This is a genomic window from Mesorhizobium onobrychidis, from assembly GCF_024707545.1.
Taxonomy (GTDB): domain Bacteria; phylum Pseudomonadota; class Alphaproteobacteria; order Rhizobiales; family Rhizobiaceae; genus Mesorhizobium; species Mesorhizobium onobrychidis.
In genome coordinates this window covers 66,197-78,400 of sequence record NZ_CP062229.1, presented here as the reverse complement: position 1 = coordinate 78,400, position 12,204 = coordinate 66,197, and the positions used below count along the sequence as shown (strand labels likewise).

Genomic DNA, 12,204 nt, shown 5'->3' with positions numbered 1-12,204 from the left:
GGGTGAAAACCGGTTTTGGGAAAATCCGATGCTCAAAACAAAATCTAACTGTCGAGCAGCGCCTGCAGCGTCTCGATGCGATCGGCTTCGGCCGCCGGCTTGTCCCAGCGCAGCCGTGAAATGCGCGGAAAGCGCATGGCGACGCCGGATTTGTGCCGTGTCGAGCGGTTGAGCCCTTCGAACGCCACCTCCAGCACGAGACCGTTCTTGCGGTCGGTCCGTACCGAGCGGACCGGGCCAAAGCGCTCGATCGTATTGTCGCGGACATATTTGTCGATCTGCCTCAGTTCCTCGTCGGTGAAGCCGAAATAGGCTTTCCCCACCGGCACCAGTTCCTCCGATCCTTCCGGGCCGGACCAGACGCCGAACGTGTAATCGGAATAGAAACTCGAACGCTTGCCGTGGCCCCGCTGGGCATACATCAGCACAGCGTCGACAGTGTGCGGATCGCGCTTCCATTTGAACCATGGCCCTTTGGGCCGGCCGGTGAGATACGGCGAATCCCAGCGCTTCAGCATTACGCCTTCAACGACCGGATGCAGCGGCTTGCGGCGCAATTCCTCCAGCGCCTGCCAGTCGGTGAATTCGACCAGGGGAGACAGATCGAAGCGGCTCGGATCGAACGTCTGCACGAAGGCTTCGAGGCGGCCGCGCCGCTCGCGGAAAGAGCGCGCGCGCAAGTCCTCGTCGCCGATCTGAAGCACGTCGTAGCAGCGCATGAAGGCCGGGTATTGCTGCTGGATCTTCGGTGTCACGCTCTTGCGATTCAGCCGCTGCTGCAGGTCCGAGAACGTGCCGGTCGCCTGCAAGGGATCGCCGACCAGAAGCTCGCCGTCGAGGGTGGCGGAAAAATTCATCGCCTCTGCGAGGTCCGGAAAAGCCCCGGAGACGTCGTCGCCGGTGCGCGAATAGAGCCGGCGAATGCCGCCTTCCGATACGGCCTGGACGCGGATGCCGTCCCATTTCCACTCGGCGGCATAGTCGGCCGGGTCGAGCTTTTCGAGGTCGCCGTCACCGATCGGGTTCGATAGCATCACCGGCCGGAACAGCGCCAGCGCTGTCTTTTTGGGTTTTTCTGCCTTGCCTTCCAGCCAGGCGAAGAGCTCGGCATAGGGCGGCGTCAGCCCATGCCAGAGTTCTTCGATCTCGGCGACGTCGACCTTGCCGAGATCGGCCAGCGCCTGCTTGGCCAGCCGCGCCGAGACGCCGATGCGCAGGCCGCCGGTGACCAGCTTTATGATGGCGAAGCGCGCTGAGATGCTGGCGCTGTCGAGCAGTCTGGCCAGCACCGTCGGCCCGTCGGAACGGCTCGCCGCCTGCAGCTTTGTGACGACATCGGCGAGCGTCGGCTCATGGTTGGCGATATCCGCAGGCGATTGCGGCCAGACCAGCGACACGGTCTCCGCCAGATCGCCGACATAGTCGTAGGAATAGCCGAACAGCACCGGGTCCATGCGTTCCATGACCAGCATGCGCAGCATCGCCGGCTTGACCGCCGCGATGGTCAGGTCGCCGGTGATGGCGGCCAGCGCCAGGCCGCGATCCGGATCCTCGACGCTGCGGAAATAATCGGTCAGCAGCGTCAGCTTGCCGTTGCGCGACGGCGTCAGGACGAGGCGATCGAGGAGTTCGGCGAAGCGGTTCATGACTGTGAGAACCATGGGCGAGCGTCGCGTTCTGTCGCGCCCCCCTCTGTCCTGCCGGACATCTCCCCCACGAGGGGGGAGATTGGCAGTTTCGTTCTTGCCGCCCGTCCTGCAACGTCAGTGATTGGCGAAAGCCGGCGCGACATCCGATCTCCCCCCAAGTGGGGGAGATGGCCGGCAGGCCAGAGGGGGGCGCCGTAGAGCGCTGCGTCGACGATCGTTCCTGCCATCAACTCAATCGCCCTCGTCCTCATAGCCGACGAGATGCAGCGGCCTGGCGGCGATGCCTTCGAGTTCGCACCAGCGCACCAGCGCCTCCTCGCGGCCATGCGTCACCCAGATTTCCCAGGCGCCGGTCTCCCTGATCGTGGCGGTCAGCTCGTCCCAGTCGGCATGGTCGGAAATGATCAGCGGCAGCTCGACGCCGCCCTGCTTGGCGCGCTGGCGGATGCGCATCCAGCCGGACGCGAAGCACGAGATCGGATCGGGAAAGCGTCGTGCCCAGCGATCGGCGAAGGCCGAGGGCGGGCCGACTACGATGGCCCCAGTGAAATCGTCCTTGCCGCCGCTTTCGACTGTCGCCGGCTCCAGCGTCCCGAGGTCGATGCCCTGGCTCTGATAGTAGTCGCTGAGCTTGGCCAGCGCACCATGGATGTAGATCGGCTTGTCGTAGCCGGCATCGCGCAGCAACCGCATGACGCGCTGCGCCTTGCCGAGCGCATAGGCGCCGACCAGATGCGCGCGTTCGGGAAACTGCGCCGTCGATTTCAGCAGGCGGGCGATCTCTTCGGTATCGGGCGGATGGCGGAATACCGGCAGGCCGAAGGTCGCCTCGGTGATGAACACGTCGCATTTGACCGGTTCAAACGGCTCGCAAGTCGCGTCCCTCTGGCGCTTGTAGTCGCCCGACGCGACGATGCACGTGCCCTGATGCACGACCTCGATCTGCGCCGAGCCGAGCACATGGCCGGCCGGATGGAAGGTTACGGTGACGCCGTTCAGCGCAACCGTCTCGCCAAGTGCGGCTGCTTGCGTCGTCCCGGCAAAGCCCTCGCCGTAGCGCAGCCCCATGATGTCCAGCGTCTGTTGGGTGGCCAGCACCGAGCGGTGGCCGGAACGGGCATGGTCGGAATGGCCGTGCGTGATCAGCGCCCGGTTGACCGGCCGCACCGGATCGATGAAGAAATCGCCGGGTGGGCAATAGAGGCCCTCGGGCCGGGGATGAAGCAGGTCGCTGGCGCGCATGGCTCCAAGATAGTTGCTAATTCCGGCGCGGGAAGCCTGTTGCAAGTGACTGCTGACTCGGCATACAGGCAATTGCCGGCGGGACCTCCGTCACGAAACCGCATCAGGCCTCGTCCGGCGACCTTTTTCGTTCAGCTGCGCCAGGCATGGCGACGGCTGCGAAAAGGCCCGATTCGCATGCCCGAAAGGGCGGGATACCGACACGGAGGACGTTCCATGCGCTGGAACTTGGTGGTCCTGGCATCTTGCCTGGCAATGGCCGGCTGCGCCGGCGGCTCGATGGCCGAACGACAGGACGCGAATGTCCAGTCCTCGCTGCAATATGATAGCGTGCCTTGCGATCAATTGCTGGCGCAACGCAACCGGCTGGCGCAGCAATATCGCCTTCCGCAGGATGCCAAGCCGTCCTTCTCCGATCCGGGGGTGGGCCTCGGCCCGTTCACGCCGGACGTCCGTTCCAAGACCCAGCGTGACGTCGAACAGGCAAGCGGCCGGATCGACGCCATGAACCGGTCGATCGCCCGCCGCGAATGTGGCAAGCCGGCCAAGCAGAACAAGCTTGGCCTGCCGGGTTAGCGCATGACCCCGGAAATCGGAATCGATTTCCGGAAAGGATCATGCGCCGATTCACAAAGTGTTAGGGCGTTCTTTGCGCGTCCAATTGGACGGGCGGCGCTCTAATACCCTGCGTCGCGATCCACTAGGTTCTCAAGCTTTTCGCCGCGCTCGAAGGCGTCCATCTGGCGCAGCATGATCGGCACCAGATGCACGGGATCGGAGGTCGCCGCCGCATGCGGCGTGACGAACACTTTCGGGTGGCTCCACAGCCGGCTGGTCTTCGGCAGCGGCTCAACCTCGAACACGTCGAGGCTCGCTTCCTTCAGCGTGCCGTCCTCCAGCGCGCGCAGAATGTCGGCATCCTTCTGCAGGCGGCCGCGCCCGGCATTGATCAGCACCGAACCGCCGAGGCCGTTGCGTTTCCTCAGCTCCTTCAGCACGCCGTAATTGATGATGCCTTGCGTCTGAGGCGTGAGTGGCAAAAGCACCACCAGAATGTCGGTGGCGTTGAGGAAGGGGATCAACCCGGCCTCGCCCGCATAGGTCGAAACACCTTTCATCGGCCGCTCGCTGCGCGACCAGCCATTGACCGCAAAGCCGAGCGACAAAAGCACCGACGCCGCCGCGCGGCCAAGCGTGCCGAGCCCCATGATGCCGACGGAGATGTCGCCGGCCGGCCGCTGCGGCGGCTCGTGCCAGATCTTCTTTTGCTGCTGCGACCGGTAGAGCATGCCCTGGCGATGGTGATCGAGCACCCGCCAGACGACATATTCGGTCATGTATTGGGTGAGGTTGTCGGCCACGACCTTTACGATCGGCACGTCGGGCAAAGTGGGATCGGCGAAGATGTGGTCGACGCCGGCGCCGATCGAAAAGACGGCGCGCAGATTGGGCAGCGACGACAGAAGGTTCGGCCGTTGCTTCCAAACCACCGCATAGGTGATCGAAGGATCGCTGGCGCCGTCCGGCTCGAGCACCACCTCGCGTTCCGCCGACAAGAGTTCGCGCCAACGGCGTGGATGGATACCGGTGAGGGCAAGCAGAATACGGCCTTTTTCCATTTCCGGAGTTTTCTTCCCTTTGTACAGGCTACTCGCTGACGATGCCGACCGGCGCCGTCTCGATCCTGAACGCGGCCGAGATCAGCGCCTTGGTATAGTCGGTCTGCGGCCGTTCGAAAATCTGTTCGGATGGGCCGGCCTCGACGATCCTGCCATTGCGCATGACGATGACGTCGTTGGCAAGCGCGCGGATGACCTTCAGATCGTGGCTGATGAACAGATAGGCGAGGTCGTGCTTCGCCTGCAGGCTGCGCAGAAGGTCGACCACCTGCGCCTGCACGCTCATGTCGAGCGCCGAGGTCGGTTCGTCCAGCATGACGAAGCGTGGGTTGAGCACCATGGCGCGGGCGATGGCGATACGCTGGCGCTGGCCGCCGGAAAACTCGTGCGGATAGCGATTGCGCGTGGCGGGATCGAGCCCGACTTCCCCGAGCACATCGACGATGCGCTTGTCGCGCTCATCGGGCGACAGCTTCGGCTCGTGGATCTTCAATCCTTCCTCGATGATCTCGGAGACCGACATGCGCGGGCTCAAGGACCCGAACGGGTCCTGGAAGACGATCTGCAGCTCGCGCCGCAGCGGCCGCATGGCACTGAACGTCAGTTCATTAATGTCGCGCCCGTTGAACTGAATGGTCCCGGTCGACGAGATCATCCTGGCCAGCGCCAGGCCGAGCGTCGTCTTGCCAGAGCCGGATTCGCCGACGACGCCGAGCGTCTGGCCGGCGCGCACGGTGACGTCGATGCCGTCGACCGCCTTCACATTGTCGACGGTGCGCCGGAAAAAGCCTTTCTTGATCGGAAACCAGACTTTTATGTCCTGGCCGGTCATGACCGGCTTGGCGGCAGCGTTGGCGGCGGGCGGCTTGCCCTTCGGTTCGGCGGCAAGCAGATGCCGCGTATAGGTGTGCTGCGGGTTGGCGAAGATATCTTTCGTCGGCCCGGTCTCGACGATCTTGCCTTTGGTCATCACGCAGACCCGGTCGGCGATCTTTCTGACGATGCCGAGATCGTGGGTGATGAACAGCATCGACATGCCTTTGCGGCTCTTCAGCTCCGCAAGCAGTTCGAGGATCTGCGCCTGCACGGTGACGTCGAGCGCGGTCGTCGGTTCGTCGGCGATCAGCAGTTCCGGCTCGTTGGCCAGCGCCATGGCGATCATGACGCGCTGGCGCTGGCCGCCGGAAAGCTGGTGCGGATAGGCGTCGAGCCGCTTCTCCGGCTCGCGGATGCCGACCTCGTTGAGCAGTTCCAGGGTGCGCGCCTTGGCTTGGCGGTCGCCCAGCCCCTGGTGCAGCGTCAGCACCTCGACGATCTGCTGCTCGATGGTGTGCAGCGGATTGAGTGAGGTCATCGGCTCCTGGAAGATCATGGTGATCTTGTTGCCGCGCACACGGCGCAATGCCTTCTCGTCGGTGGCGAGCAGGTCGGCGCCCTGGAACAGGATCTTTCCCGACGGATGGCTGGCGGCCGGATAGGGCAGCAGCTTCAGCACCGAGAGCGCCGAGACCGACTTGCCGGAGCCGGATTCGCCGACCAGCGCCACCGTCTCGCCCTTGGCGATGTCGAAGGAGATGTGGTCGACTGCCATCGACTGGCGGCCTTCTTGCGCGAAGGCGACACTGAGATCGCGCACGGAGAGGAGAGGGGCTTCGCTCATCTGAACGTCTTGCGCGGATCGAAGGCGTCGCGGGTCGCCTCGCCGACGAAGACCAGCAGCGACAGCATCAGCGAGATGACGACGAAGCCGGAAATGCCCAGCCATGGCGCGTTGAGGTTGCGCTGCGCCTGCTTGAGCAACTCTCCCAGCGAGGCCGAGCCGGGCGGCAGGCCGAAGCCAAGGTAGTCGAGCGAGGTCAGCGTCGAGATCGAGCCGCTGAGCAGGAAGGGCAGGAAGGTCAGCGTCGCCACCATGGCGTTGGGCAACAAATGCCGGAACATGATGGTGCCGTTGGGGACACCGAGCGCGCGGGCGGCGTTGACATATTCGAAGTTGCGGGAGCGCAGGAACTCGGCCCGCACAACGCCGACCAGCGCCACCCAGGAGAACAGCAGCATCAGTCCGAGCAGGATGAAGAAGCCGGGCGGCAGGATGGCGGCGACGATGAGGAGCAGATAAAGCACCGGGATCGCCGACCAGATTTCTATGAAGCGCTGGAACAGAAGGTCGGTCCAGCCGCCGAAATAGCCCTGCAATGCACCGGCCGTCACGCCGATCAGCGCCGAGCCGGCGGTGAGGATCAGGCCGAACAGCACCGAGACCCTGAAGCCGTAGATGACGCGCGCCAGCACGTCGCGGGCCTGGTCGTCGGTGCCCAGCCAGTTCCAGTTGCCGACGACGCAATTGGGGTCGGCGGCGCCTTGCGGATACTGGTTGCAGCGTGTCTTGGCGTCATAGAGCCAGGACGGCTTGGTGGGCGCCGCCTCGGGGATGGCGTTGTTGACGGTCCGGTAGGAGTAGCGGACCGGCGGCCAGATCATCCAGCCATGGGCATTGATCTCGTCCTGGATGACCGGGTCGCGATAGTCGGTGACCGCATAAAAGCCGCCGAACTTCTCCTCGGGATAAGCGACCAGGACCGGAAACAGGATCTCGCCCTTGTAGGAAACGAGGACCGGTTTGTCGTTGGCGATCCATTCGGAAAACAGCGACAGCACGAAAAGCACGAGGAAGATCCACAACGACCAATAGCCGCGCCGGTTGGCCCTGAAGTTCTGCAGGCGCCGCTGGTTGAGCGGCGACAGCCAGGGTCGGGCAATCCGGCCCGGCGCCGTGTCGGCTGCGGCCCCGGCCATCAGACGTCTCTCCGCTCGAAGTCGATGCGCGGGTCGACCCAGGTATAAATCAGGTCGGACAGGAGCCCGACAATCAGGCCAAGCAGCGAGAAGATGTAGAGATTGGCGAACACCACCGGGTAGTCGCGCTCGACCACCGACCTGAAACCCAGAAGGCCCAGGCCATCGAGCGAAAAGATGTTCTCGATCAGCAGCGAGCCGGTGAAGAAGGCCGAGATGAAGGCCCCCGGAAAGCCGGCGACGACGATCAGCATGGCGTTGCGGAAGACGTGCCCGTAGAGAACCTGCCGTTCCGACAGGCCCTTGGCGCGCGCGGTCACCACATACTGTTTGCGGATTTCCTCGAGGAACGAATTCTTGGTCAGCAGCGTCGTGGTGGCGAAGGCCGACAGCACCAGCGCCGTCAGCGGCAAGGTCATGTGCCAGAGATAGTCGACGATCCGCGCCGGCCAGGACAGCTGGTCCCAATTGTCGGAGGTGATGCCGCGCAGCGGGAACCAGTCGTAGAACGATCCGCCGGCAAACAGCACCATCAGCAAGATGCCGAACAGGAAGCCAGGAATGGCGTAGCCGACAATGACGACGCCGCTGGTCCATACGTCGAATGCCGAGCCGTCCTTGACTGCCTTACGGATGCCGAGCGGGATCGAGATCAGGTAGGACAGCAGCGTGATCCACAGCCCGATCGAGATCGACACCGGCATCTTCTCCAGGATCAGCTCGATCACCGAGATGTCACGGAAATAGCTGTCGCCGAAATCGAACCGGATATAATTCCACAGCATCATGCCGAAGCGCTCGAGCGGTGGCTTGTCGAAGCCGAACTGCTTTTCCAGCTTGGCGATGAATTCGGGGTCGAGCCCTTGCGCACCGCGATATTTCGAACCGACGTCGCCGGCCACGTCGACATTGCTGCCGCCGGCGTCGCCACCGCCGCCGCCAAGCCGATCGCTGCCGCCCTGGTTGGTCAGCCTGGCGATGACCTGCTCGACCGGCCCGCCCGGCGCGAACTGGATGACGGCGAAGGACACCGCCATGATGCCGAACAGGGTCGGGATCATCAGCAGGATGCGGCGCAGGATATAGGCGCCCATCAGGCTCTCTGCCTTGCTTGAGCGAAAATCTCAGGCTTTGCCAATCTTTGCCGCCTTGTCCTTGTCGAACCACCACAGCGCCTCGACCGGAAAGCCGAAATCGGGCTTCTGCTCGGGAAAGCCGAACATGTCCCAATAGGCGACTCGGTGATTCGCGAGATAATACGTTGGAATCCAGTCTAGCCGCGCGCGCAAGACCCGATCGAGCGCTTTGAGCGCCGTGACCAGTTCTATCCGGCTCTGCGCCTTGCCGGCCGCCTCGATCAGCGCGTCGATGGCTTTGCTTTCCGTACCGGGATAGTTGCGCATCCCCGGCGTTTTCGCCATCCGGGAATCATAGAGGATTTCCAGGCCGTCGGCAGTCGGCGTCGCCCCGATCGACCACGCGAGCAGGTTGAAATCGAAGTCGAAATTGCTCTGCCGCTGTTCATATTGCGTCGAATCGACCTGCCGGATCGAAGCGTCGATCCCGATCGCCTTCATATTCTCGGCCCACGGGGAGAAAAGCCGAACTATGCCGTCGTCCTCGGCCAGCATTTCCACCCGCAGTCGCTCGTCCTTTTCATTGACGACGAAATTGCCGGCTCGCTTCCAGCCGGCTTCGGCAAGCAGTCTCGAAGCTGCGCGCAGCAGCTTACGGTCGTGGCCCGAACCGTCGGAGACAGGTTGCATCACCGCTTCGCCGAAGGTTTCCGGCGGCAATTCGGCTCGGAACGGCTCGAGCAGGGCCAATTCCTCGGGCGAGGGCAGGCCCTCGGCCTTGTAATCCGACCGTTCGAAGTTCGATTGCGAGCGCTCGTAGGCGCCGTAAAATAGAACCCGCTTGGTCCATTCGAAATCGAAGCAACTGGCGATAGCCCGCCTGACGCGCACATCGCGGAATTGTGGACGACGCTGGTTCAGCGCGACAGCCTGCATGGATGGCGTTTTCTCGCCGGGAAATTCGCGTTTGACGACCCTGCCGTCCTGCAGCGCCGGAAAGTTGTAACCGGTCGCCCATACCCGCGAGGTAAATTCCTCTCGAAAATGCGTGTCCCCCTTTTTCAGGGCTTCAAACGCTGCCTGACGATTGATGTAAAAGTCGATGCGGATGCGGTCGAAATTGTAGAGGCCGCGGTTCACGGCCAAATCGCGGCCCCAATAGTCGGCGACGCGCTCATATTCGACGGTCTGTCCCGCGGCCACGCGCCCCATTTTGTAAGGTCCGGAGCCGAGCGGCGGTTTCATCGTCGAGGCATCGAAATCATTGACCGTATAAAAGGCTTTGGACACGATCGGCATTGCGACGACCGCAAGAATATTCTGCGCGGATTGTTTGCCGTTGAAGGTGAGGTCGACTGTAATTGGATCGACCGCGACCGCTTCCGTCATATGACGCAATGCTTGGGAAAGGTTCGGATGGCCCTTGTCCTTGTAAAGCTTCAATGCGAAGGCGACGTCCTCCGCTGTCAGTGGCGAGCCGTCGTGGAAGCGCGCCTGCGGTCGCAGGCTGAAGCGGAAGCCATTGCGGTCCGGCGACAGGGTAACGGACGCGGCAAGCCGGCCATAGACCGCATCCGGCTCATCAAGTGCGCTTGCCATCAGCGAATCGAAACAGAGTTCGGTGCGCGGCGGCGATTCCCCCCTCAACACCAGAGAATTCAGGGTGTTGAACGTCAGGAAGCTCTGGTTGAAGGTGGAGTTCGGCGGTGCGAAATTCATCTGGCCGCCCTTGGGCGCGTCCGGATTGACATAGTCGAAATGCCTGAAACCTGGGGAGTATTTGAGGTCGCCGAAGGCCGACAGGCCGTGCAGCTTTACGCCTGTCGGGATGGCGGCGAAGGCCCGGCCTGGCAGCAGCGCTGCCGCCGTGGCAGCAGCGCCCAGGGCCAGAAAGTCACGGCGGGCCAGCGAGACGCGGCGGGGGAGCGCCGCCATCAATTGCCACTCTTGTATTTTGCCGCCAGCGCCTTTTCCTTGTCCGCATCGATCCACCAGGAATTCTGATCGACGCCGCTATACGTCGGTTGCTTTTCCGGGATGCCGAACTTGTTCCAATAGGCGATACGAATTTTTCCCAGGTGCCACTGTGGGATCATGTAGTAATTCCAGAGCAGCACCCGGTCCAGTGCGTGGGTGGCCGCTACGAGATCGTCCCGATCGGTGGCGAAGATCACCCGGTCGATAAGCGCGTCGACCACCGGGTTCTTGATCCCTGCCAAATTGCGTGCCCCGGGTGTATCGGCTGCAGTGGAGCTGAAAAAATCGCGCTGTTCGTTACCCGGCGAGTTGGATTGCTGGAAGCCTGCAACCGCCAGCATGTCGAAATCGAAAGCACGGGTCCTATTCGTGTACTGGCTGTCGTCAACGATGCGCAGCGTGGCGTCGATACCGAGGCGCCTCAGATTGTCAATCAAGGGCCCGGCGACGCGTTCGTCTACGGGGTCGTTGCCGAGAAATTCGATCCTGAACGGTTCGCCGGTCTTTTCGTTGACGAGCCTGCCGCCGCGATTGACCCAACCCGCTTGCTTGAAGAGGTCATAGGCCTTCCGAAGATTTTCACGCCCAGATTGCGGCGTGCTGTAGACCGGCAGCTTGAACTCCTGGGTGAACAGTTCGGGCGGCAGCTTGTCTCGATATGGCTCGAGGATTTCCAGTTCCTTGCCCTGCGGCAGGCCGCTTGAGGCCAAATCACCACCTTCGAAATAACTGTCCGTGCGCGTATAGGCGCCGAAGAAGATGGTGCGGTTCATGCTCTCGAAATCATAGGCGTAGGTCAGGGCCTGGCGCACGCGCACGTCCTGAAAGAGTGGCCGGCGCGTGTTCATCACGTAGGCCTGCATGGGTTCCGGCGAGGTTGTGGGATATTCCGCTTTTATGACGTCCCCCGCTTTGATGGCGGGAAAGGTGTACTCGACCGCCCATCGCTGGGCACGTGACTCAACGCGAAAATCCTCAAAGCCGCCCTTGGTGAAGGCCTGCCAGGAGGCATTGTCGTCGAGAAAGTAGCTGAAACGCTGCCTGTCGAAATTCTCGCGGCCGATCTTTACCGGCAGTTTGGCACCCCAGTAGTCCGGCACGCGCTGCCAGACGATTTCGGAGCCCGGCTTGAAGCTGGCGATCTTGTAGGCGGCCGAGCCGAGCGGCGGCTCCTGTGTCGGCCTGGTGATGTCGCGCTTCTTGCCGGTGGCGTCGGTACCTTCCCACCAGTGCTTCGGCAGCACAACGACATCGCCGAGGATTTTCGGCAACTCCCGGTTGCCCTTCTGGTCGAAATGGAACTCGACTTCGCGGTCGGAAACCGCGACCGCATCGGTGACATTCTCGAAATAGCGGCTGTACATCGGGCTGTTGGTCTTCAGCACCTGAAACGACCAGATTACATCGTCGGTGGTGATCGGCTTGCCGTCATGCCATTTGGCCCGCGGATCGAGACGGTAGGTCGCCGAGGAATAGTCGTCCGGATGTTTGTAGGCGTCGGCGATCAGCGGATGGCTGACGCTGCCTTCGTCGGTCGCCTGCTCCATCAGCGTGTCGTAGAGCAAGCCGCCACCGAACGGGACAAAGCCGGCGGCGAAGGAACCCTGCACGATATACGGATTGAAGCTGTCGAACGTGCCGAGCACCACCGAATTCAGCGTGCCGCCCTTCGGCGCGTCCGGATTGACGTAGTCGTAGTGCTGGAAGTTGTTGCCATATTTGGATTCGCCGATCAGCGACGATGTGGTGCGCCATTCGTTCGCGAAGGCTGCCTGCAGGCCGCCGGCAAAAGCCGCCACAACCAGCATCGATCTGAGAAACGTTCGGCCAACCGTCATGCCTTCT

9 protein-coding genes are annotated in these 12,204 nt (G+C 62.7%); 1 reads left to right on the top strand and 8 read right to left on the bottom strand.

Annotated elements, in window-relative coordinates:
* Positions 1 to 44: 44 nt before the first annotated feature.
* Complete coding sequence (locus tag IHQ72_RS00365; RefSeq protein ID WP_258123681.1) at positions 45 to 1,646, bottom strand: cisplatin damage response ATP-dependent DNA ligase; 1,602 nt, start codon at positions 1,644 to 1,646, stop codon at positions 45 to 47.
* Between the two features lie 234 nt (positions 1,647 to 1,880).
* Positions 1,881 to 2,891, bottom strand: coding sequence for a ligase-associated DNA damage response exonuclease (locus tag IHQ72_RS00360; RefSeq protein WP_258120644.1), 1,011 nt, complete (start codon positions 2,889 to 2,891; stop codon positions 1,881 to 1,883).
* A 216-nt stretch (positions 2,892 to 3,107) separates the two neighbouring features.
* Here IHQ72_RS00360 and IHQ72_RS00355 point away from each other — a divergent pair, with 216 nt between their 5' ends.
* Positions 3,108 to 3,467 carry a hypothetical protein gene (locus tag IHQ72_RS00355; protein ID WP_258120643.1) on the top strand — a complete coding sequence of 120 codons (360 nt, stop codon included), beginning with the start codon at positions 3,108 to 3,110 and terminating at the stop codon, positions 3,465 to 3,467.
* A 101-nt stretch (positions 3,468 to 3,568) separates the two neighbouring features.
* On the opposite strand, the gene IHQ72_RS00350 is transcribed toward IHQ72_RS00355, so the two are convergent.
* The 6 genes from IHQ72_RS00350 to IHQ72_RS00325 are packed head-to-tail and all read right to left on the bottom strand — an operon-like array spanning position 3,569 to position 12,197.
* Positions 3,569 to 4,510, bottom strand: a complete 942-nt coding sequence (locus tag IHQ72_RS00350) for a 2-hydroxyacid dehydrogenase (protein WP_258120642.1) — start codon at positions 4,508 to 4,510, stop codon at positions 3,569 to 3,571.
* A gap of 28 nt (positions 4,511 to 4,538) precedes the next feature.
* On the bottom strand, positions 4,539 to 6,170 hold the full coding sequence (locus IHQ72_RS00345) for an ABC transporter ATP-binding protein (protein WP_258120641.1): 1,632 nt from the start codon (positions 6,168 to 6,170) through the stop codon (positions 4,539 to 4,541).
* Positions 6,167 to 7,306 (bottom strand): ABC transporter permease, encoded by a 1,140-nt coding sequence (locus tag IHQ72_RS00340; protein ID WP_258120640.1) that lies wholly within the window; start codon positions 7,304 to 7,306, stop codon positions 6,167 to 6,169. Before IHQ72_RS00340 ends, IHQ72_RS00345 begins: the two co-directional genes overlap by 4 nt.
* Entirely contained in the window at positions 7,306 to 8,400 is a 1,095-nt protein-coding gene (locus tag IHQ72_RS00335; RefSeq protein WP_258120639.1) for a microcin C ABC transporter permease YejB, read from the bottom strand. The genes IHQ72_RS00340 and IHQ72_RS00335 overlap by 1 nt, the downstream gene beginning before the upstream one ends.
* 30 nt (positions 8,401 to 8,430) lie before the next feature.
* Positions 8,431 to 10,317, bottom strand: a complete 1,887-nt coding sequence (locus tag IHQ72_RS00330; protein WP_258120638.1) for an extracellular solute-binding protein — start codon at positions 10,315 to 10,317, stop codon at positions 8,431 to 8,433.
* Positions 10,317 to 12,197, bottom strand: coding sequence for an extracellular solute-binding protein (locus IHQ72_RS00325; RefSeq protein WP_258120637.1), 1,881 nt, complete (start codon positions 12,195 to 12,197; stop codon positions 10,317 to 10,319). The genes IHQ72_RS00330 and IHQ72_RS00325 overlap by 1 nt, the downstream gene beginning before the upstream one ends.
* Between the last annotated feature and the right edge of the window lie 7 nt (positions 12,198 to 12,204).